Genomic DNA, 19,895 nt, shown 5'->3' on the forward strand with positions numbered 1-19,895 from the left:
CGCTCTGCGGTTTTCCACCCTACGCAAGTGGGCGCGGACCAGGCGGCAGCCAACATCACCATCACCTAAAACGGCTGAACACTGGTGGTCAGCGTGCCCATCAACAGCACCCAACCATCCACCAGCACGAACACCATCAACTTGAACGGCAGCGAAATCATCATCGGCGACAGCATCATCATGCCCATCGCCATCAGCACGCTGGCTACCACCAGGTCGATCACCAGAAACGGCACGAAGATCATGAAGCCCAGCTGGAACGCCGTCTTCAGCTCGCTCAGCACGAACGCCGGCAGCAGCAGGGAGAAATCCAGCTCGGCGAGGTCTTCCGGCAGCTCCTCGCCGGCCAGTGCGACCATGGTCTGCAGCGAATTCTGGTTGGTCTGCGCCAGCATGAAGCGCGACAGGCTGCCCTTGGCGGCGTCGAGGCCCTGTTCCAGGCTGATCTCGTCATTCTGGAACGGCTGGTAGGCCTGGCTGTGAATCTCCTGCCAGACCGGGCGCATCACCAGCAGCGTGATGATCAGCGCGATGCCGATCAGCACCTGGTTCGGCGGGCTCTGCTGCAGGCCGATGGCCTGGCGCAGGATCGCCAGCACGATGATGAAGCGCGTGAAGCAGGTCATCATCATCAGCATCGCCGGCAGGAAGCCGAGCAGGGTCATGATGATGAGGATCTGCAGCTTCACCGAGAATTCCTGGCCGTTCTCGGTATCGTTCAGATTGAACAGAGTGATCTCGCCACCGGCGGCCTGCGCCGCCAGCGGCAGCAGCCCGAGCAGCAGCAGGCCGAGCAGGCTCAGGCCGCGACGCAGATTCATGGGGCGAAAGTATCCAGGCTGGTGCCGGACAGCTCGACGATGCGCAGGCCGTAGTTGCCGTTCATCACCACCACCTCGGCCTTGGCGAACAGCGTGCCGTTGACCTTCACATCCAGCGGCTCGCCGGCCAGCTTGTCGAGCACGATCACGCTGCTGGTGTCGCATTCCATCAGCTCCTTGAGCGAAATCTCCGCCGAGGCGACCTCGAGGGTGACGTTCACCGGAATCTTGCCGAAGAAGCTCAGGTCCTGGCGCGGGGCTGGCAGCGCTGCTGCCGGCTCGACCACCGGCTCGACGACGGCATCGAGGTTGAGGTCGCCGTCGTTGATGAGCTGCTCGAAATCATTGTCGGAAAGTTGGCCGTTCATTGGGGGTTCACGCTTTCAAGTGAAGTGAGGAACAGGGCGCCATCCTCTTCGAAAATGGTGCCGCGATAGAGCTTCTGCTGGTTGATGCGCACTTCGTAGCGATCCAGCGGGCGCAGCATGAGGATGTCGTTGAGCTGCAGATCGAGGACCTGCGCCAGCGGCATCTGCGCCGAGGCGACCACGCAGTCCAGACGTACCGGCAGGTGCTTGATGTGATCGATGGGGTTGCCCGCCAGGCGCGCCGGCGGGGGCCCGGCCAGGCGGCTGGTCAGCTCGTCGACCAGGTCGGTGTCCAGGTAGATGTAGATCGACGACAGGCTGCCGGTGATGTGGCTCAGGTAGCGGTACTCGACGACGTACTCCCAGCTGGTCTCCTCGTAGTCGTTGCGGTAGCTGTCGAGCTTGCCGAAGGTTTCACCCGAGAGGATCGAGCGGGCAAAGATGTCGGCGATGTCCATGCCCAGCCGGTTGCGCATGCGCTGTTCGGAGGTGCTGATCGGCGGGGTGTTCTGCGTTGGCACGATGGTGCCGCCGTAATAACACTCCAGCGCTTCGGTGAGTAATTCGCGATCAATGGAAAAACCAACTTTGCCCATCGCCGAGCGATACATGCAATCGGGCGCCTGCTCGATCTGTTCCTGAACTTCGATCTTGTTCAGTTCAAGACTGATGCGGTAGTTGCGCACGAAGTAATCGGCAATCAGCCGCGGGTTCTTGTTGGTGGTTTCCTTGATGAACTGCGGGATCTTGTGATGGTGCCGCCCCAACTTCTGCGGTTTCAGTGTGGTCAGGCTTTGGGCGGGCACGCCATGGTGGACTTTGGAATTGCCAGACATGTTGTGAACTGTATTCCTGGTGCTGAAAAGTGGACCGGCATTACCCGTCCGGCGGCGGTTGCAGAAGTCGGTCGGAGCGCGCTGAAAAGAAACAGCGGGCACGGCGCCAACCTGCCGCCAATCTAGGCATGGGCGCGAGGCGGGGTTAAATCAATAGATATCAAATGAGCTTTTTTGAGCTCAGCTGGTAACTAATGATTCCGTTTAAGCGCAACTGATTGGTCAGCGGCGGCGAGGGGTTGTTAGCGTGCGCGCAGTTGTCTTGGTAAGTGTCCAGGCAGGTTTGGCAGTTGGACTGTCAGGGCGACGAAAGTTTCAGGTTGATTAAACTTTTTTTTAAATTTTTTTCTGCAAAAGATATCCGGCGTGACTGCGGTTTATTTTCGCAGGCGCCCTCGGCGGCAAGGTGGTTACATTGAAAAGTGTCAGTCAGGCGATGAATTACTCATGCGACGAGCTATTCGATGAATTGCCGGCGCGCAAGCACGTGGTAGTGATTGGCGACAGTGCCGAGGCAGGTTGCCAGTTATTGCGCGAACGGCTGCGCAAAGAGGGTTGCGAAGTTGTCGTACAGGAGAACTTCGAACGCCTCGAGCAGGCGCTGCCGAAGGAGGTCGCGCTGGTCTTCGTCGTCATCGGCGGGCTGCCGGTGCACGCCTTATATACGCAAGTTCACGCGCTGGTGCAGCGGGTGCGTCACATCAGCGTTATTCCGGTGGTGCAGTACGCCGATCAGGAAAAGGCCGCTGCCCTGCTGGAGTTGGGCTGCGTCGACTACCTGCTGTCGCCGTTCAGCGACAGCCAGCTGAGCGCGCTGTTGCGCCGCCAGGAATACGCCAACGCCGCGCAGGAAAGCTTCGTCTCCTGCTCCCAGGCCGGTCGCCGTCTGCTGGCCATGGCGCAGCGCGTGTCGCTGACCCGTGCGCCGATCCTCATCACCGGCGAGACCGGCACCGGCAAGGAGCTGATGGCACGCTACATCCATCGCTTCTCGGCCAGCGCCGAGGCGCCGTTCGTCGCGGTGAACTGCGCGGCGATTCCCGAGCAGATGCTCGAATCCATTCTCTTCGGCCATGAAAAAGGTGCCTTCACCGGCGCGGTGAATGCCCAGCCGGGCAAGTTCGAGCTGGCCAATGGCGGCACCCTGCTGCTCGACGAGATCGGCGAACTGCCGCTGGGGCTGCAGGCCAAGCTGTTGCGCGTGCTGCAGGAGCAGCGCGTCGAGCGCCTGGGTGGGCGCCGTGAGATCGAGCTGAACGTGCGCATCATCGCCGCCACCAACCGCGACCTGCAGCAGGAAGTCGCCGAGGGCCGCTTCCGCGCCGACCTGATGTTCCGTCTCGACGTGCTGCCGCTGCACATCAGTCCGCTGCGCGAGCGCAAGGAAGACGTGCTGCCGCTGGCGCGGCGCTTCATCGGCAAGTACGCACCGCAGGACGCCGACACCGAGCTGCTCACCGAGGACGCCTGCCGCGCCCTGCTGCAGCACGACTGGCCGGGCAATGCGCGGGAACTGGAGAACACCGTGCAGCGTGCCCTGGTGCTGCGCAACGGCCTGTTCATCCAGCCGCAGGACCTCGGCCTGGCCGCGCCGGCGCCGCTGGAGGCACGGCTGGAAAAGCCGCTGGCCGTGGCGGTGGAGAACGGCAAGGCCGCCCTGCGCGCCAGCGGCAAGTGGGCCGAATACCAGCATGTGATCGACACCATTCGCCGTTTCGACGGCCACAAGGCCAAGGCTGCCGCGAGCCTGGGCATGACTTCGCGCGCCTTGCGCTATCGCCTCAATGCCATGCGCGAGCAGGGCATCGAGCTGAATTTCTGAACAATCGGGGAGAGCAGCGATGAGTTCCATCATGCAGGTCCAGCAGCAGCAGCTGCTGGGCCGGATGCAGCAACTGGCGGAAGTCGCCGACGGCCAGCCGATCCGCCCGGCGAGCGGTCCGGCCGAGGGCATCGGTGGCTCGTTCGAGGCCGCCCTGCGTTCGGTGGATGCCGAACAGCACCAGGCCAGCGCGGCGATGGCGGCGGTCGACAGTGGCAAGAGCGACGATCTGGTCGGCGCGATGATCGACAGCCAGAAGGCCAGCGTGTCGTTTTCCGCGTTGCTGCAGGTGCGCAACAAACTGACCACGGCGTTCGACGACGTCATGCGGATGCCGCTGTAAGCGGCCCAGAGAGCTGAGACGTGCTGCAGACAATCAAAAGCAAGTTGCCCGCCGGCGGGCTGAGACCCGACCCGCGCATCACCCTCGCCGGCATGGCGGTGGTGGCCGCGGCGCTGGCCGTGGCGGTGGTGTTCTACCTCTGGCGCGACAACGGTTCGTTCCGCGCGCTGCACGGCGCCGGCGAGTCGTTCCCCGCCGCCGAGGTGATGCAGGTACTCGACGCCGAGGCCCTGCAGTACCGCATCCATCCGCAGAGCGGACAGATTCTGGTGCGCGAGGACCAGCTGGCGCAGGCGCGCATGCTGCTGTCGGCCAAGGGCGTGAAGGTCAGCCAGCCGGCCGGCTACGAACTGTTCGATCAGGAAGAGCCGCTGGGCACCAGCCAGTTCGTCCAGGACGTGCGCCTCAAGCGCAGCCTGGAGGGCGAGCTGGCGCGCACGGTGATGGCGCTCAAGGGTGTGCAGCATGCGCGGGTGCATCTGGCGCAGGAGGAGAACAGCTCCTTCGTGATCAGCAAGCGGGCGCCGACCAAGGCTTCGGTGATGCTGCAGCTGGACGCCGGCTACAAGCTCACCAGCGATCAGGTCGGCGCCATCGTCAATCTGGTGGCCAATAGCGTGCCCAATCTCAAGCCGGAAGATGTCGGCGTGGTCGACCAGTACGGCGCGCTGCTGTCGCGTGGGCTCAACGTCGGCGGCGGCCCGGCGCAGAACTGGCGCGCGGTGGAGGACTACCAGCAGCAGGCGGTGGCCAACATCGAACAGGTGCTGGCGCCGGTGCTGGGCAACGGCAACTACCGCATCAGCGTGGCGGCGGACATCGACTTCAGCCAGAAGGAAGAAACCTTCCAGGCCTTCGGCGACACCCCGCGCCTGCGCCGCGAGGTGCTGAGCAACGAGAGCGCGCTGGACCAATTGGCCCTCGGTGTGCCCGGTTCGCTGAGCAACCGACCGGTCGGCCCGCTGCAAGAAGGCGAAGAGCCGCCGACGCCGGACAAGCAGACCAAGGGCGCCACCTCGCTGCGCGAGGAATCCACCCGGCAGCTCGACTATGACCAGAGCGTGGTCCATGTGAAACACGCCGGTTTCGCCCTGCGCCAGCAGAGCGTGGCGGTGGTGCTCAATGCCGCCGCGGCGCCGGAAGGCGGCTGGAGCGAGGCGGCGCGCGCCGAGCTGGAGGCGATGGTGCGCAGCGCGGTGGGCTTCCAGCAGGCGCGTGGCGACCTGCTGACCCTCAGCGTGCTGCCCTTCGCGGCGGTGGAAGACGCTGCCGAGACGCTGCCCTGGTGGGAGAACAGCCAGGTGCATGCGCTGGCCAAGCTCGGCGTGGCCGGTCTGATCGCCCTGCTGTTGCTGCTGATCGTGGTTCGCCCGGCGGTGCGCAACCTGACCCAGCGCAGCGGCGCAGCGCTGCCGGCGGCGGAACCGCTGGAAGGCACACTGAATCCGGCCGGCGTGGCCGCGGCCCTGGAAAGCGAGGCGCGGCCGGCACTGGTCAGCCCGCGCGAGCCGGGCGGTCCACACATCTTCGGCGAACTCAACCCGCTCTCGGAGATCCGTCTGCCGGCGCCGGGTTCGGGGCTGGAATTGCAGATCGAGCATCTGCAGATGCTGGCCAAGAACGATCCCGAGCGCGTCTCGGAAGTCATCAAGCATTGGATAGGGCGCAATGAAAGAGACCTCAACCCAGCCGGCTGATCAGGACACCGCGTCCGCCAAGGAGATCAAGGCGCGCCCGGTGCAGCTGCGTTCGGTCAGTTCGCTGGAGCAGGCGGCGATCCTCATGCTGAGCATGGGTGACGAGATTTCCGCGGGCATCCTGCGCAACTTCTCCCGCGAGGAGATCATCAGCATCAGCCAGGCGATGGCGCGGCTGTCCAACGTCAAGCAGCCGATGGTGTCCGACGTGATCAGCCGCTTCTTCGACGACTACAAGGAGCAGAGCAGCATCAAGGGCGCCTCGCGCAGCTACCTGGCCGGCATGCTCGGCAAGGCGCTGGGTGGCGACATCACCCGCTCGCTGCTCGACTCGATCTATGGCGAGGAAATCCGCGCCAAGATGGCCAAGATGGAGTGGCTCGATCCCAAGCAGTTCGCCGCGCTGATCGCCAAGGAGCACGCGCAGATGCAGGCGGTGTTCCTCGCCTTCCTGCCGCCGGGCATGGCCACCGAGGTGCTCGAGTGCATGCCGGCCGAGCGCCAGGACGAACTGCTCTACCGCATCGCTAACCTGTCGGAGGTCAACAGCGATGTGATCGCCGAACTGGAGCAGCTGATCGACCGCAGCCTCAAGGTGCTCAGCACCCAGGGCTCGCAGGTGCGCGGGGTGAAGCAGGCGGCGGACATCATGAACCGCTTCAAGGGCAACCGCGACCAGATGTTCGAGCTGTTGCGCGCGCACAACGAGGAGCTGGTCGGCAAGATCGAGGATGAGATGTATGACTTCTTCATCCTCTCGCGGCAGAACCAGGACGTGCTGCAGACCCTGTTGGAAGTCATCCCGCTGGACGAGTGGGTGGTTGCGTTGAAGGGTGCGGAGCCGGCGTTGGTGCGGGCGATCCAGGGTGCCATGCCCAAGCGCCAGGCGCAGCAGATGGAATCGATCAACCGCCGCCAGGGCCCGGTGCCGCTGTCGCGCGTCGAGCAGGTGCGCAAGGACATCATGGCGGTGGTCCGCGAGATGTCCGCCGATGGCGAGCTGCAGGTGCAGCTGTTCCGCGAACAGACGGTGGAATGAGATGACGGTCAAGGTGGTCAAGGGCGCGGGCCGCAGCTGGCGGCCGTTCCGGTTCCCGCCGCGGGTCAAGACCCCGGCGCAGCTCGCCGAGGGCCTGGCCGGCGATCCGGCGGCGCTGCAACGGGCGGTTGCCGACGGTTTTCAGGAAGGCATCGACAAGGGCTACCGCGAGGGCCTCGAGCAGGGCCGCGAGGCCGGTCACCACGAGGGCTTCGAGCGCGGCGTCGAGGATGGTCGCAGCATCGGCCGCGAAGAGGGGCGTCAGCAGGGGCGCCAGGCCTTCGAGGCTGCCGCGCGACCGCTGGAGCGGCTGATCGAGACGTTCGATCGTTTCCACCGCGAGTACCAGCAGGCGCGTCGCGAGGAGCTGCTGGAGCTGGTACAGAAGGTCGCCAAGCAGGTGATCCGCTGCGAGCTGACCCTGCATCCCACCCAGCTGCTGACCCTTGCCGAGGAAGCGCTGAACGCCATGCCCGGCGATCAGGACGACGTGCGCATTCACCTCAACCCGGAGGAGTGCGCGCGCATCCGCGAGCTGGCGCCGGAGCGCGCCGCCGCCTGGCGTCTGGTGCCGGATGACAAGCTGGCGCTCGGCGAGTGCCGCGTGCTGACCGCCCAGGCCGAAGCCGACATCGGCTGTCAGCAGCGCCTGGATTCATGCATGGACACCCTCGCCGAACACATGCGGGACTCGGCCTGAGATGTCCCTGCGCGAGAGCTTCCGGCTCGACGAGGCGCTGCGCTCGCTGGACAAGGTGCAGCTGGCCAAGGTCAGCGGACGCCTGGTGCGCGTTTCCGGCATGCTGCTGGAAAGCCTCGGCTGCCAGCGCATGACCGGCCAGCGCTGCTATGTCGAGCTGGCCGACGGCGCCATGCTGGAAGCGCAGGTGGTGGGCTTCAACCGCGATATCACCTACCTGATGCCGTTCAAGAAACCGATGGGCCTGAGTGCCGGCTCGCGGGTGTTCCCGGCACCGGACGAGGCGATGCTGCAGATCGACGAATCCTGGCTCGGCCGGGTGGTCAACGGCCTCGGCGAACCGCTGGACGAGCTCGGCAAGCTCGGCGGGCGCGATCCGCTGCCGACCGAGCTGCCCTCGGTCAATCCGCTCAAGCGCCGCCCGGTGGAGGCGCCGCTGGATGTCGGCGTGCGCGCGATCAACGCCCTGCTGACCCTCGGCAAGGGCCAGCGCGTCGGCCTGTTCGCCGGCTCCGGCGTCGGCAAGAGCGTGCTGCTGGGCATGATCACCCGGCAGACCAAGGCCGATGTGGTGGTGGTCGGGCTGATCGGCGAGCGCGGCCGCGAGGTGCAGGAGTTCATCCTGCATTCGCTGGGCGAGGAAGGCCTGAAGAAGGCCGTGGTGGTGGTCGCGCCGGCCAACGAATCGCCGCTGATGCGCCTCAAGGCCACCGAGCTGTGCCACAGCATCGCCGCCTATTTCCGCGACCAGGGCCATGACGTGCTGCTGCTGGTCGACTCGCTGACCCGCTACGCCATGGCCCAGCGCGAGATCGCCCTGGCCCTCGGCGAACCGCCGGCGACCAAGGGTTATCCGCCGTCGGTGTTCGGCATGCTGCCGGAACTGGTGGAGAGCGCCGGCAATGGCGCTAGCGACAACGGCAGCCTCAGCGCCATCTACACCGTGCTCGCCGAGGGCGACGACCAGCAGGATCCCATCGTCGACTGCGCGCGGGCGATTCTCGATGGCCATATCGTGCTGTCGCGCCGCCTGGCCGAGGCCGGGCACTACCCGGCGATCGACGTCGGCGCCTCGGTCAGCCGCTGCATGAGCCAGGTCGGCCAGCCGGCGCATCTGGGCGCGGCGCGCCAGCTCAAGGAGCTGTACAGCACCTTCGAGAAGATCCGCGAGTTGATCCCGCTGGGCGGCTACACCCCGGGCATGGACCCCAAGACCGACCGCGCGGTACAGCTGGCGCCGACCATCGAACGCTTCCTGCGTCAGGAGGTGGGCGAGGCCGCCGAACTGGAGCCGAGCATCGCCACGTTGCAGAACATCATCGGGAAGCCGCGATGAAACAGCAGATCGAAACCCTGTCGCGACTGGCCAGCCTGCGCGGCAACCGCGTGCGGCAGATGCTCGGCCAGGTGCAGTACCAGCAGAACCTCTGCCAGCGTTATCGCAACAACATCACCGGCTTGAGCCGCCTGTGCGGTTTCTCGGTGCCGATGAACACGCCGCTGCAGCGCGACAACCAGCAGCGCTACAAGACCACGCTGTACAAGATGGTCGAGCTGCAGCGGCGCGAACTGGCGGTGGCCGAGCAGGCGCTGGCGCGCATCCAGAGCGAGCTGCTGCAGGCCATGCGCAGCGAGAAGGTGGTGGCGCAGGTGATCGACAACAAGATGCAGCAATGGCAGCAGCAGCTGGCGCAGCAGGAGCAGAAGATCCAGGACGGGCTAGCGGCGCAGGCCTGGTGGCGCAACCAGGCGGGATGAGCGACTGCCGCGCTGGCGGCGGCTGTGTGAAAATCGCGTTTAAGTTTTGCGCCAGGGCGGTCGCCTGATTGGCTGTAACCACCGAGTTGGAAAGAAATCATGGAAATCAGCCGGCACTTCAAGCCCGCCCTCAGCGTCCCCAGCGAAGCCGCCACGGCCCGCCAGACGGCGCCCGCACCCGCCGTGCAGCCTGCGGCTCGTCAGGCCGAGAGCCTGCCACTGGAGCAAATGCACGAAGCCCTGCGCGCCATGCCGGAGGTCGATCTGGAGCGCGTCGCGGCGCTCAAGCAGGCGTTGCAGCGCGGCGAACTGTCCAGCGACCCGGCCGAGCTGGCGAGCAGCATGCTCGCCTACCATCGCGGGAATGATGCGTGAACCAGCGTGACAAGCTGCTACAGGTCGTCGACGACGATCTGCAGCAGGATTGTGGCGATTACCTCGCCCTGCGCGATCTGATGCAGGCGCTCTACACCTTCCTGCTGGAACGCGACAGCGTCGAGATCGATCGACTCAACCGCCAGATTGGCCGTCATGTCGCAAGCCTCGGCGGGCGCGCCGAGCGCCGTGGCAAGGTGCTTGCCGCCTTCCGCCTGCGCGAGGATGGCGACGGCATGCAGCGTCTGCTGAACGGCTATCCCGAGGCGCGTCGCGCCGCGCTGCAACAGCGCTGGCAACAGCTCGGCCAGCTGGCGGCCGAGTGCCAGCAGCTCAACGAGCGCAACGGCAAGCTGCTGGCGATGCACCACGAGATTCTCGAGCAGCTGCTCGCCGCTCATCAGCAGACCCACCTGTACGGCCCGCAGGCGTACTAACAGCCGCTAGACAGCCCTTCGTCGGCGCCCTCTGGCTGGGCTGACACGTACGTCCCTGCGCCGCGGAGCGTTCCGCCGGCTTAAGAAATCCCCCTCCTGCGCCGCCCTTGCAAAGAGATGGTCCGTCTATCGTCGCGGGCGGAAACGGCGTTTCCCCGTTTCCGCGTGCGCTGGCCGGGCGGAAGTAGATTTTCTGCATGAGCCAAGCAAAACCCTTGAAAATCAATGGTTTGAGACTTGGCACTCAATTTGCTCAACAGGTTTGAGGAAGGGGATCGGCAATGGCGATAGATTCGGATTACGTACAGCAGATGTCGACGCAGTTGGCCACCTACGAGGTTCAGTCCTCGCTGGACCGGCTCAACCGCAACGAATCGAACTACAAGACGCAGCGTGACGCGCTGAGCCAGTTGCGCACGTCGCTGACCACGTTCAAGTCGGCGCTGACCAAGCTCAACAGCAGCACCTCGAGCATGCTGGTCAACAGCGCGACCTACAGCCAGGACGGCTACGCCACGGCCACCGTCGGCACCACCGCGCAGCCCGGCAGCTACCAGTTCTACGTCGAGCAGCTGGCCAGCAAGCAGCAGGTCGCGGTGCAGGGCCTGACCGATGGCAGCCTCAGCGGCACCCTGACCCTGAATGCACAGACCTTCGACCTGAGCGGCTACGCCACGCTCGACGACGCCGCCAAGGCCATCAACGACGCCGGCCTCGGCGTGCAGGCGACGCTGGTACGCAGCAACGGTCAGGTCAATCTGGTGCTCACCAGCGAAGAGAGCGGCGCGGCCAATGCCTTCACCTATGGGCTGACCGGCGGCGCCACCAGCACCACGCTGTCCACCGCGCAGGATGCGCGCATCCGTATGGGCGGCAGCTTCGGCAGCGGCGGCATCGAGCTGACCAGCGCCAGCAATACCTTCGACAACGTCATCGACGGCGTCAGCCTCACCGTCAGCAAGGTGCACGGCGCCAGCGATGCCGCGCTGACCCTGACCGTCGGCCAGGACAAATCGGCGACCAAGGCCCAGGCGCAGAGCTTCATCGACGCCTTCAACACCCTGATGAGCAGCCTCGACAGCCTCACCGCCAGCGGCAGCGAAAGCAGCGCGCGCGGCCCGCTGGCCGGTGACGCCAGCGTGCGCTCCATCGAGGGCCGCTTGAACGCCCTGCTGCGGACCGATTTCGGCGGCGTCAGCCTGATCGACTTCGGCATCAGCTCCGACCGCAACGGCAAGCTGACCATCGACGCCACCCGCTTCGAGGCCGCCGTCGCCGCCAAGCCGGAAGCCTTCGAGGCGCTATTCACCGGTAAGGACCAGATGCTCGACAGCATCGACAAGACGGTCGCCAGCTACACCAGCAGCGCCAACGGCATGCTGAAGAACCGCATGGACACGCTGGACCTGAACCTGCGCCGCATCGACGACCAGTTCGACAAGCTGCAGCAGCGCTACGACAGCTACTACTCCCGCTACCTCAAGCAGTTCACCACGATGATGCAGACCATGCAGTCGATGGAGCAGACCTCAGGAATGTTCGGATGACCTATCTCCCCAACGACAGTTACGACAGCTACCGCGCGGTGGACCTGGAGGCCCGTGCGGCTGCCGCGTCCCCCTACGAGCTGGTGCTGGTGCTGATGGACGGCCTGCTCGACGAGCTGGCCCGCGCCCGCGGCCACATCGAGCACAAGCGCTACCAGCAGAAGGGCGCGTCGCTGGAGAAGTGCATGAACATCCTCAACGGCCTCAACGGCGCGCTCGACGAAGAGAACGGCGGCGAGGTGGTGCAGGGCCTGGCGCGGCTCTACGAGTACTGCATCTACCGCCTCTCCGATGTCAGCGTGACGCTGTCGCTGGAAGGGCTGGATGAAGTGACCAATCTGCTCAGCATCCTGCGCGAAGGCTGGGAGGGTGTCAGTGCCGCTCGCAAGTGATGCCCAGCGCCTGCAGCAGCTGCACGAGCAACTGCAACAGGCCCTGCAGCGTGCCGACTGGCAAGCGATTGCCATGGTGGACGGCGCCATCGCCCAGTTCCTGCGAGCGCTGGCCGAAGGCGAGCAGCCGGACCAGGCGACCCTGGCTGCGCGGGCATTGCTCAAGCAGCTGCACGACCAGGCGCGGGTCGCCTGTGCCGAGGAATGCGAGCGTCTGCGCCAGCTGCTGGTGAATCACCTGGAGTACGCCGAAGGGCGTGCAGCCTATCAGCGCGTCGAGCTGTTCCAAGCGGGAGATCCACGGTGATTCAGTCCATGTCAGGCATGTCGGCGGCGACCGGCGCGCCGCCGCGTCCCGCTCAGCCGCTCGCGGCGGCCAGCACCGCCGCTACGGCATCGGCGCTCGATTCCGGCACCGCTGGCATGGGCGAGCAGCCCGGCGCGTTCGGCGCACAGATGGCGCGCGCGGCGGATGTCGAGCAAGCGTCACAGGTCGAGTTGTCGGCGCTGTTGCTGACGACGGCACCGCCGGAGCAGACGAGCGAAGCGCCGATGGTGGCGTCAGCGCTTGCCGACGGCAGCGCCGCTGAGCAAAGCGCGCCGGAGCTGACCGCTGAACAATGGCTGCTCGGCATGCTCGGCCAGCAGCAGGCGCAGGTGCAGGCCCGCGATGTCGCTGCGCCGACGGCAGCCGTGCCGCCTGTGGCGGTAACGCTGGCGGTCGCGCCGGCGCCGGTCATGGTTGCACCCGCGTCCGTGGTAGCAGCCCCGGTGGCATCGGCCCCGGCTCCGGTCGATCCGCGGGTTCATGTCACGCCCGAGCGCTCACCGGCACTCGTCGAAACCCACATGCCGCCGGTGCGGATGGCCAGCGAGGCGCCGGCAGCGTCTGCGCCTGCGGCGGTCGTCGGTCTCGAGCAGGCAGAACCGGCGATCGCCAGCCAGCTGGACGCCTTGCTGAACACCGGCGAAGGCAGCGAGCGTGCGGAGCCGAGCAGCGCCGCCGGCGAGCGTCCGGCGCCGTCAGCGCTGCACGGCAGCGAACGCCTGCTGAAACTGCAGACACCGCAGGCACGCTGGGGCGAGCAGATGCTGCAGGCGCTGCGCGATAACGTCGAGCTGCAGCTGCAGCAGAAGATCCAGAGCGCCACCATCCGCCTCGATCCGCCGGAGCTGGGCGCGCTGGAGATCCACCTCAGCCACGAGTCTGGCCGCTTGCATGTTCAGCTGACCGCCGCGCACGCCGATGTTGCCCGCCTGCTGCAGCAGACCAGCGACCGCCTGCGCCAGGAGCTGGTGGGACAGAACTTCGTGCAGGTCAACGTACAGGTCGGCGCGGACGGTCAGGGCCAGCAGGGCCGCGGCCAGCCGCGTGCGCCGCTGGCCGAGGACCTGCCGCTGCCGGCGGCCAATGCGCAGCAGCCGGCCTCGCAGGCGCGCGGCCGCGAGCGGGCCGCCGATGTGCTGGTCACCGTATGACCGGATTCAACCGTAACTTATTGATTGCGAGTGCTTTATGAAGACGTCCCGTCTGGTGTTGCTGATGCTGCTGCTCAACGTGCTGACCCTCGCCGCCGGCGTGGGCATCAGCTACTGGCTGTTCAAGCCAGCCGCGGGCGCGCTGGCGTCGACCGAGGCGTCGGTGCCTGAGCCGGCCGAGCCGGTGGCCTACGAGTTCTTCCCGGTGCCGAAGGTGATCGTCAGCGTGCGGGACGAAGGGCGCGAGCATTACTTCGTGCTCGACCTGGCGTTGCAGGCCGAAGCCAGCGAGGACGAGCCGGTCAACTTCGCCCAGGTCGAACCGTTGGTGCGCAATTCGGTGGTCGCCTACCTCTCCGGCCTGCCGTTCGCCGAGTTGCGCGGGCTGCAGATCGGCGAGCTGCAGGTGCGCCTGGAGAATGCGCTGTTCGCCGATTTCGCCAGCAAGAACGCCGCGGTGCCGTTCAAGCATGTGCTGGTCAACAAGCTGATCGTGCAGTAAGGCCCCGCCATGAGCGCCACCTGCCCCGTCGATCACTACAGCGTTGCGCCGAGCGCTCCGGTGCTGTTCGCCCCGGGGGCCGAGCAGCGCTGGCTGATGCAGTACCTGCCGCTGGTCAAGCGCATCGTCCGGCAGCTGTCGCTGCAGGCCAATCAGGTGCTCGACCGCGAGGACATGGAGCAGATCGGCATGATGGGCCTGCTCGAGGGACTGCGTCGCTACGGCGAGCCGGACGAGCAGTTCGGGCGCTTTGCCGCGCTGCGCATCCGCGGGGCGATTCTCGATGAGTTGCGCCGGCAGGACTGGCGGCCACGGCAAGTGCGCCAGCAGGCACACAAGGTGCGCGATGCCATTCGCGAGCTGGGACGCCAGCTCGGCCATCCGCCGACGGATGAAGAGATCAAGGCCTTCACCGGCCTCGAGGACAAGGACTATCAGGACTTCCTCTGGGCCGATTCGTCCGAGGCCATCGAGAGCCTCGACGAGCTGCTGCAGAGCGGTCACGAGCACTTCCCCGACACCGCCGAGCTGTTCGAGGAGCGGCTGCTGAAGGAACGGCTGCTGGAACAGGCGCTGAGCCAGCTGGACGAGCGCGAGCGCCTGGTGCTCACGCTCTATTACCAGCATGAGCTGAGCCTGAAGGAAATCGCCCTGGTGCTGGAAGTCACCGACGCCAGGGTCTGTCAGCTGAGCAAGCAGGCGATCGGCAAGGCCTGTCGCTTCCTAACCGAGAGAAACTAGAGACGTCATGCAGAAAGTATTAGGTGCGTTGATCATCGTCGGTTGTGTGCTGGGCGGCTATGCCATGGCCAATGGCGACATGAGTGTGCTCTGGCAGCCGGCGGAAGTGGTGATCATCCTCGGTGCCGCCATCGGCAGTCTGGTGGTGGGCAATCCCAAGGAAGTGCTGGTGGAGATGCTCTCGCAGATGCGTGGCGTGTTCATCTACGAGCGCCGCGGCGAGGAGTTCCAGCGCCAGCTGCTGATGCTGCTCTATGAGCTGCTGGAAATGGTCGACGTCGGCGGCCTCAAGGTGCTCGATTCGCACATCGAGGAACCGGAAGAGAGCGACCTCTTTGCGCGCTATCCGCTGATCCTCAAGGAAAAGAACCTGATGGCGTTCATCGCCGACAACTTCCGGCTGATGGCCATGGGCAAGATCAGCGCCCACGAGCTGGAGGGCTTCCTCGAGCAGGAACTGGAGGCCATGGAAAACGCCCTGCTGCAGCCGTCGCGCTCGCTGTTCAAGATCGGCGAGGCCATGCCGGGCTTCGGCATCCTCGCCGCGATCATGGGCATCATCATCACCATGGGCAGCATCGGCGGCAGCGTGGCGGAGATCGGCGCCCATGTGGCCGCGGCGCTGGTCGGCACCTTCCTCGGCATCTTCTTCTGCTACTGCCTGATGGAGCCGCTGTCCAACGCCATGGGTCAGCGGGTCAAGACCGAGCTGTCGGCGCTTGAATGCGTGCGCACCACGCTGGTGGCGCATCTGGCCGGCAAGCCGACGCTGCTGGCGGTCGATGCCGGACGCAAGCTGATCGAACAGGACGTCAAGCCGGCCTTCCGCCAACTCGAGGTCTGGGTCAACCAGTACGAGGAAGAAAGGGACGCGGCATGAAGAGCCGAGGCAAGGGCAAGGGCGGCGGAGAGCACGAGATCATCGTCCGGCGCCGCAGCAAGAAGGGCCACGGCGACGAGCATGGCGGCGCCTGGAAGGTGGCATTCGCCGACTTCACCCTGGCGATGATGGCGTTGTTCATGGTGTTGTGGATCATCCAGCCGCAGATGCAGATGAACAACCCGGCCTACGGCGAGCAGGAGAGCAATCCGTTGGTGGACGGCGGCGCCGGCATCTTCGACGGCACCAGCCGTTCGCCGCTGGAGCTGGACGGCGTGCCGATCCGCGCGCCGCAGGCCGAGCCCGCGCCTGCGAGCAAGCCGCAGGAGGCCGTGGAAGGCAGCCGCCACTACGGTTCCACCGCCGAGTTGCAGCAGCTCGCCGAACTGATGAAGAACGTCGCCAGCGAGGTTGATGCGCTCGCCAATATCGAGGTCGATGTGGTGCCGCAGGGGCTGCGCATCCTGATCAAGGACGACCAGCAGCGCTTCATGTTCCAGCGTGGTAGCGCGATCCTCGATCCGCACTTCCGCAAGCTGCTCGACGTGCTCGCCGGGGTGCTGGCCAAGGTGGAGAACAAGCTGATCATCAGCGGCCATACCGATGCCACGCCGTATCGCCAGCAGAGCGGTTACGACAACTGGAATCTCTCCGGCGATCGCGCCCTGCGCGCACGCCACGCGCTGGTGGCGTCCGGCCTGCCGGAGCGTGCGGTGCTGCAGGTGACTGCACAGGCTGACGTCATGCCGTTGCACCCGCAGGACCCGCTCAACGGTGCCAATCGGCGGGTGGAAATCCTCCTGCTGACCGATTCGGCGGAAGCGCTGTACAAGGAACTGTTCGGCGACAGCTATGGGCGCGTGAACTTTTCCGAGAGTGGTGCCCGCTTCAGCGAGCCGGCCGACAAGACGCTGTGATCCGCTGTCGGCAGCTGCTGTCACCGAGGTCCGCAGCCGTGGCTGCCGGGATCAATTGGGCCGGGGGCTGCTTCAGAGCCGGGCGCTGGCGTGATCGGCGCAGTAGACCTGCTGGGTTTCTACGCCATAGAGGCAGGCGCCGATCTTCTCGAGGGTGATCCGCGCACCTTTGTGCTTGCCGTAGAACAGGTTGAAGACGAGCTCGTCGTCGAGCTGACTGCGCGCATCGAAGCCGCTGATCTGCCCTTCTTCGACCACCAGTCGCGCCTGACCCAGCAGGTCGGTTTCGATCCGCCCCGACGCTTCGACCACGGTAGGGGCGTTGCGGGTCATCGAGTAGAAACGCCCGTCGTTGAAGACCAGGCTCTGGGTGACTTTGGCCACCTCGCCATTGCTCATCAGCACCTGGCCGGTCGAACTGTAGTGGCCTTCCAGGCGTGGCGCCAGGCTGCTGGTAGCGCCCATCGCGACCAGTGCCCAGAGCGCCAGTGCCGAAGGCACCATCACCCGCAGCATGCGTTTGCCGATGACACCGGTTTCGTTATGCATGCTCATTGCAGGCACCCTTGCAGCTGTTGGTTGGGAATCGCGTTCAGTCGGCTCTTGTGCACCTTCAGCCAGTTGATCTGGCCGTTGCTATGCACACAGCGAATTTCATAGAAGCCAGGTGACATATTGACGATCAGTTGCGTGGGCTTGATGTTCATGGCGGCGATGGTGGCCACCAGTTCGCGGGTTTCCATCACCAGTGCATCCAGCAGACGCTGGCTTTTGTCGACGTACAGGACTTGCAGCGCGCCGACTCCCTGCGTGTGCGTGAATGGCCCCTTGGGCGCCAGCAGAAAGCGATAGCCGAGGGCGGCGACTGCTATCAGTGTCATCAGCGTGGTTCCGGCCAGCAGTGGCGATGGCCAGGACCAACGCCGCGACGGGCTGGACGTGATCGGCTGCGCGGGCGGCACGCTGGTTGCTTCGGCTGGCGCGGGTACGGGGTCGATTGGCTGATGCACGATCGCCGCTTCGTGGCCGGCCGCGAGGTAATTGGGATTGAACAGGTAGCCGCGCCGCGGCAGCGTCTGGATGATCTGGTTGCCGGAGTCGAACAGCAGCTGACGCAAGGTATAGATCTGCTGATTCAGGCTGCCCTGACCTACCACCCGGTTCTCCCAGGCATGGCGCAGCAGCTCTTCGCGGGAAACCACTTCACCGGGTGTCTGCAACAGACGCTCCAGCACGCGGCTGCCGGAGAAGCCCAGGTCAATCTTCTCGATGCGATCAGGGTAGTGCTGCACCAGCTGGTACAGCGCGCTGTCGAAGCGAGCCTTGCAGCCCTCGCGGCCGGTTTTCAGCAGGGGACGGACAGTGGCATCGGTGGCCGAGTGGGTCAGAGATGAGGTCATGGAGCCTGATCGGCGGAGCTGTGATTGAGATCAAAAGATTGATGTGAACAGATCGGCAATATATTGGCGCCGTTTTTTTGAATACACAAGCAGCCATGATGGCATTTAGCTTTATGTAGTAATGGCACGGTGATATCATACGCACCCAAATATGGCTTCAAGACTGGTCGGCGAGGTGTCCCCAAGCCGCGCAAATCAAGGCTCTCGCGTGTTCTAACGGATATCGTCGAGCGCCTCTGGCATCGCCTCCTCCATTCGTCGGATAGACGGCGGCGGGAAGCAGAAACGAAAACGCCCCGAGCATTCGGGGCGTTTTCGTTTGTCCGGGTGATCGGCCTGCAGCAGGCCGATCGTCAGCAGGCGATCAGCCCAACAGACCCATGACCATGCCCGGCATCTGGCCGGCTTGCTTGAGCATCGAGATGCCGGACTGCATCAGCATGCTGTTCTTGCTCATGTTGGCGCTTTCGATAGCGAAGTCGGCATCCATGATGCGGCCTTTGGCCATCTCGGTGTTGTCCTTCATGTTCGCCAGGTTGTTGCTGGTGTGGTTCAGGCGATTGATGGTGGCACCGAACTGGGCGCGCAGGGAGCCGATGTCATCCAGAGCCGTGGCCAGGGTATCGATCATGGTGTTGGCGCCGGCTTCGGTGGCGATCTCAGTGCCTGCGGTGCCCGGAGTGGTGTAGTTGCTCGACAGGCCGTCTAGGGTGGTACCCAGTGCGGCGGAAGCGGTGGTGACGTCCAGTTCCAGTTTTTCGGCAGTGGTTGCACCGATCTGGAAGTTGACGGCAGCGGCGCCGAACTTGCCGGTAGCACCGTCCAGACCGAACAGCTTCTCGCCAGCGTAGCTGGTGTTGGTCATGATGTTGGCCAGTTCTTTGCCCAGCTCGTCGTATTCGGCCTGCAGCGCATCGCGATCAGCCTGGGCGTTGGTGCCGTTGGCGGATTGGGTGGCCAGATCCTTCATGCGCTGAACGATGTCAGTCATCTCGTTGAAGGCGCCTTCAGCGGTCTGCAGCATCGAGGTGGCGTCGCCGGTGTTGCGGATGGCCACAGCCATGCCGCGGCTCTGGGCGTTCAGGCGAGTGGCGATTTGCAGGCCGGCGGCATCGTCGGCAGCGGAGTTCACACGCAGGCCGGTGCCCAGGCGCTGCTGGTTGGTCGACAGAGCGTTGTTGAATTTGGTCAGGCTGGTCTGAGTAGTCAGCGAGGAGTAGTTGGTATGAATGGACAGGGCCATGATGAATTCCTTCGTGCTAAGTGGGCTGTAGGAGCTGGCTTGACTGCCTGCTGGAAGGGTAAGGCGACGGCCCGAAGCGAAGGATTAAATCCTGGCGCCAAAAATTTCTCTTTCTTCTGTTCCTTCAAGAAGCCTCTGCGGTTGCACCGGATGACCGCCTCTGTAGGCACGTGCGCATCCAAGGCAGGCACCGTTGCGGTGCCGCTTATCGGATCTTCGCCTTTCAGGCAGTGGGAATGGTCGTTGGCTGGCGAGCCGGGAGGCCTGCGCGCGCACTTCGGAGTTGCCTTCTTGTCCCATGTTTTCCAGTTAGCAGCCTTGTCGCAGGGTGGCGTTTCCACTGTTCAAGGTGATTGCAGACTCAGGCGCCTCGTGCTTGGGTAGGTTCGGGTAGTCCACGAAAGACCCCCGAGTGCTTCAGTCAGCACGGCCGCCAGTAAGACACCCCCGTCGGGTTGGGTGCAGTCATCGTATCTGTACGTCCTTGTAGCGGTTTATGGGCAGTGCTCAACTAGCGCAGGGTTGTGGGGTGATTGCAATAAGATGCCCCTTGTTTTTGCGTGACGGATATCAGCGTGAGTGCGGTCTACGCAATATC

23 protein-coding genes are annotated in these 19,895 nt (G+C 64.9%); 17 read left to right on the top strand and 6 right to left on the bottom strand.

Going from position 1 to position 19,895, the window contains the following annotated elements; all coding sequences use genetic code 11:
• Nucleotides 1-65 precede the first annotated feature (65 nt).
• Genes fliP through N8H22_RS18300 form a run of 3 tightly spaced genes read right to left on the bottom strand, consistent with a single transcriptional unit; the run spans nt 66 to nt 2,025 of the window.
• The gene (fliP, locus tag N8H22_RS18290; protein ID WP_264591929.1) at nt 66-821 is read right to left on the bottom strand and encodes a flagellar type III secretion system pore protein FliP; all 756 of its coding nucleotides are present in this window, start codon (nt 819-821) and stop codon (nt 66-68) included.
• Entirely contained in the window at nt 818-1,189 is a 372-nt protein-coding gene (fliN, locus tag N8H22_RS18295) for a flagellar motor switch protein FliN (protein WP_264591930.1), read from the bottom strand. Before fliN ends, fliP begins: the two co-directional genes overlap by 4 nt.
• A complete protein-coding gene (locus tag N8H22_RS18300) occupies nt 1,186-2,025 on the bottom strand; it encodes a FliM/FliN family flagellar motor C-terminal domain-containing protein (protein ID WP_264591931.1) in 840 nt (279 codons plus the stop codon). Before N8H22_RS18300 ends, fliN begins: the two co-directional genes overlap by 4 nt.
• A gap of 436 nt (nt 2,026-2,461) precedes the next feature.
• Here N8H22_RS18300 and N8H22_RS18305 point away from each other — a divergent pair, with 436 nt between their 5' ends.
• The 17 genes from N8H22_RS18305 to N8H22_RS18385 all read left to right on the top strand — a co-directional run bounded on the left by N8H22_RS18305 (nt 2,462) and on the right by N8H22_RS18385 (nt 16,654).
• Entirely contained in the window at nt 2,462-3,847 is a 1,386-nt protein-coding gene (locus N8H22_RS18305) for a sigma-54 dependent transcriptional regulator (RefSeq protein ID WP_264591988.1), read from the top strand.
• A gap of 19 nt (nt 3,848-3,866) precedes the next feature.
• Nucleotides 3,867-4,190, top strand: a complete 324-nt coding sequence (locus N8H22_RS18310; RefSeq protein ID WP_264591932.1) for a flagellar hook-basal body complex protein FliE — start codon at nt 3,867-3,869, stop codon at nt 4,188-4,190.
• Between the two features lie 20 nt (nt 4,191-4,210).
• Complete coding sequence (gene fliF, locus N8H22_RS18315) at nt 4,211-5,887, top strand: flagellar basal-body MS-ring/collar protein FliF (RefSeq protein WP_264591933.1); 1,677 nt, start codon at nt 4,211-4,213, stop codon at nt 5,885-5,887.
• Nucleotides 5,859-6,926 (top strand): FliG C-terminal domain-containing protein, encoded by a 1,068-nt coding sequence (locus N8H22_RS18320; RefSeq protein WP_155551321.1) that lies wholly within the window; start codon nt 5,859-5,861, stop codon nt 6,924-6,926. The genes fliF and N8H22_RS18320 overlap by 29 nt, the downstream gene beginning before the upstream one ends.
• Nucleotide 6,927: 1 nt before the next feature.
• On the top strand, nt 6,928-7,626 hold the full coding sequence (gene fliH, locus N8H22_RS18325; protein WP_264591934.1) for a flagellar assembly protein FliH: 699 nt from the start codon (nt 6,928-6,930) through the stop codon (nt 7,624-7,626).
• A 1-nt stretch (nt 7,627) separates the two neighbouring features.
• The gene (fliI, locus tag N8H22_RS18330; protein ID WP_264591935.1) at nt 7,628-8,962 is read left to right on the top strand and encodes a flagellar protein export ATPase FliI; all 1,335 of its coding nucleotides are present in this window, start codon (nt 7,628-7,630) and stop codon (nt 8,960-8,962) included.
• Nucleotides 8,959-9,384 (top strand): flagellar FliJ family protein, encoded by a 426-nt coding sequence (locus N8H22_RS18335; protein WP_155551319.1) that lies wholly within the window; start codon nt 8,959-8,961, stop codon nt 9,382-9,384. The genes fliI and N8H22_RS18335 overlap by 4 nt, the downstream gene beginning before the upstream one ends.
• 99 nt (nt 9,385-9,483) lie before the next feature.
• Complete coding sequence (flgM, locus tag N8H22_RS18340; protein WP_264591936.1) at nt 9,484-9,759, top strand: flagellar biosynthesis anti-sigma factor FlgM; 276 nt, start codon at nt 9,484-9,486, stop codon at nt 9,757-9,759.
• Nucleotides 9,756-10,196, top strand: a complete 441-nt coding sequence (locus N8H22_RS18345; RefSeq protein WP_264591937.1) for a flagellar protein FlgN — start codon at nt 9,756-9,758, stop codon at nt 10,194-10,196. The genes flgM and N8H22_RS18345 overlap by 4 nt, the downstream gene beginning before the upstream one ends.
• 281 nt (nt 10,197-10,477) lie before the next feature.
• The gene (fliD, locus tag N8H22_RS18350) at nt 10,478-11,743 is read left to right on the top strand and encodes a flagellar filament capping protein FliD (protein ID WP_264591938.1); all 1,266 of its coding nucleotides are present in this window, start codon (nt 10,478-10,480) and stop codon (nt 11,741-11,743) included.
• The gene (gene fliS / locus N8H22_RS18355; protein ID WP_008567510.1) at nt 11,740-12,135 is read left to right on the top strand and encodes a flagellar export chaperone FliS; all 396 of its coding nucleotides are present in this window, start codon (nt 11,740-11,742) and stop codon (nt 12,133-12,135) included. Before fliD ends, fliS begins: the two co-directional genes overlap by 4 nt.
• Complete coding sequence (locus N8H22_RS18360) at nt 12,119-12,442, top strand: hypothetical protein (protein WP_264591939.1); 324 nt, start codon at nt 12,119-12,121, stop codon at nt 12,440-12,442. The genes fliS and N8H22_RS18360 overlap by 17 nt, the downstream gene beginning before the upstream one ends.
• Nucleotides 12,443-12,450: 8 nt before the next feature.
• Nucleotides 12,451-13,614 (top strand): flagellar hook-length control protein FliK, encoded by a 1,164-nt coding sequence (locus N8H22_RS18365; protein WP_264591940.1) that lies wholly within the window; start codon nt 12,451-12,453, stop codon nt 13,612-13,614.
• 37 nt (nt 13,615-13,651) lie between these two features.
• On the top strand, nt 13,652-14,116 hold the full coding sequence (locus tag N8H22_RS18370) for a flagellar basal body-associated FliL family protein (RefSeq protein WP_165594175.1): 465 nt from the start codon (nt 13,652-13,654) through the stop codon (nt 14,114-14,116).
• Between the two features lie 9 nt (nt 14,117-14,125).
• Nucleotides 14,126-14,857 (top strand): FliA/WhiG family RNA polymerase sigma factor, encoded by a 732-nt coding sequence (locus N8H22_RS18375; protein ID WP_264591941.1) that lies wholly within the window; start codon nt 14,126-14,128, stop codon nt 14,855-14,857.
• A 7-nt stretch (nt 14,858-14,864) separates the two neighbouring features.
• Nucleotides 14,865-15,737, top strand: a complete 873-nt coding sequence (gene motA, locus N8H22_RS18380; protein ID WP_264591942.1) for a flagellar motor stator protein MotA — start codon at nt 14,865-14,867, stop codon at nt 15,735-15,737.
• Nucleotides 15,734-16,654 (top strand): OmpA family protein, encoded by a 921-nt coding sequence (locus N8H22_RS18385; protein ID WP_264591943.1) that lies wholly within the window; start codon nt 15,734-15,736, stop codon nt 16,652-16,654. The genes motA and N8H22_RS18385 overlap by 4 nt, the downstream gene beginning before the upstream one ends.
• A gap of 72 nt (nt 16,655-16,726) precedes the next feature.
• On the opposite strand, the gene N8H22_RS18390 is transcribed toward N8H22_RS18385, so the two are convergent.
• The 3 genes from N8H22_RS18390 to lafA all read right to left on the bottom strand — a co-directional run bounded on the left by N8H22_RS18390 (nt 16,727) and on the right by lafA (nt 19,297).
• Nucleotides 16,727-17,209, bottom strand: coding sequence for a hypothetical protein (locus N8H22_RS18390; protein WP_264591944.1), 483 nt, complete (start codon nt 17,207-17,209; stop codon nt 16,727-16,729).
• A complete protein-coding gene (locus N8H22_RS18395) occupies nt 17,206-18,054 on the bottom strand; it encodes a winged helix-turn-helix domain-containing protein (RefSeq protein ID WP_264591945.1) in 849 nt (282 codons plus the stop codon). The genes N8H22_RS18390 and N8H22_RS18395 overlap by 4 nt, the downstream gene beginning before the upstream one ends.
• A 364-nt stretch (nt 18,055-18,418) precedes the next feature.
• Nucleotides 18,419-19,297, bottom strand: coding sequence for a lateral flagellin LafA (gene lafA, locus N8H22_RS18400; RefSeq protein WP_155551312.1), 879 nt, complete (start codon nt 19,295-19,297; stop codon nt 18,419-18,421).
• Between the last annotated feature and the right edge of the window lie 598 nt (nt 19,298-19,895).

It is taken from the genome of Stutzerimonas sp. S1, from assembly GCF_025966695.1.
GTDB lineage: Bacteria > Pseudomonadota > Gammaproteobacteria > Pseudomonadales > Pseudomonadaceae > Stutzerimonas.

Coding starts and splice junctions, on each gene's coding strand:
- N8H22_RS18310 (WP_264591932.1), top strand. CDS start 3,867: ATGAGTTCCATCATGCAGGTCCAGCAGCAGCAGCTGCTGGGCCGGATG.
- N8H22_RS18395 (WP_264591945.1), bottom strand. CDS start 18,054: ATGACCTCATCTCTGACCCACTCGGCCACCGATGCCACTGTCCGTCCC.
- N8H22_RS18335 (WP_155551319.1), top strand. CDS start 8,959: ATGAAACAGCAGATCGAAACCCTGTCGCGACTGGCCAGCCTGCGCGGC.
- lafA (WP_155551312.1), bottom strand. CDS start 19,297: ATGGCCCTGTCCATTCATACCAACTACTCCTCGCTGACTACTCAGACC.
- motA (WP_264591942.1), top strand. CDS start 14,865: ATGCAGAAAGTATTAGGTGCGTTGATCATCGTCGGTTGTGTGCTGGGC.
- N8H22_RS18365 (WP_264591940.1), top strand. CDS start 12,451: ATGTCAGGCATGTCGGCGGCGACCGGCGCGCCGCCGCGTCCCGCTCAG.
- N8H22_RS18370 (WP_165594175.1), top strand. CDS start 13,652: ATGAAGACGTCCCGTCTGGTGTTGCTGATGCTGCTGCTCAACGTGCTG.
- fliI (WP_264591935.1), top strand. CDS start 7,628: ATGTCCCTGCGCGAGAGCTTCCGGCTCGACGAGGCGCTGCGCTCGCTG.
- flgM (WP_264591936.1), top strand. CDS start 9,484: ATGGAAATCAGCCGGCACTTCAAGCCCGCCCTCAGCGTCCCCAGCGAA.
- N8H22_RS18390 (WP_264591944.1), bottom strand. CDS start 17,209: ATGAGCATGCATAACGAAACCGGTGTCATCGGCAAACGCATGCTGCGG.
- N8H22_RS18305 (WP_264591988.1), top strand. CDS start 2,462: ATGAATTACTCATGCGACGAGCTATTCGATGAATTGCCGGCGCGCAAG.
- N8H22_RS18300 (WP_264591931.1), bottom strand. CDS start 2,025: ATGTCTGGCAATTCCAAAGTCCACCATGGCGTGCCCGCCCAAAGCCTG.
- fliN (WP_264591930.1), bottom strand. CDS start 1,189: ATGAACGGCCAACTTTCCGACAATGATTTCGAGCAGCTCATCAACGAC.
- N8H22_RS18320 (WP_155551321.1), top strand. CDS start 5,859: ATGAAAGAGACCTCAACCCAGCCGGCTGATCAGGACACCGCGTCCGCC.
- N8H22_RS18385 (WP_264591943.1), top strand. CDS start 15,734: ATGAAGAGCCGAGGCAAGGGCAAGGGCGGCGGAGAGCACGAGATCATC.
- N8H22_RS18375 (WP_264591941.1), top strand. CDS start 14,126: ATGAGCGCCACCTGCCCCGTCGATCACTACAGCGTTGCGCCGAGCGCT.
- fliH (WP_264591934.1), top strand. CDS start 6,928: ATGACGGTCAAGGTGGTCAAGGGCGCGGGCCGCAGCTGGCGGCCGTTC.
- fliP (WP_264591929.1), bottom strand. CDS start 821: ATGAATCTGCGTCGCGGCCTGAGCCTGCTCGGCCTGCTGCTGCTCGGG.
- fliS (WP_008567510.1), top strand. CDS start 11,740: ATGACCTATCTCCCCAACGACAGTTACGACAGCTACCGCGCGGTGGAC.
- fliD (WP_264591938.1), top strand. CDS start 10,478: ATGGCGATAGATTCGGATTACGTACAGCAGATGTCGACGCAGTTGGCC.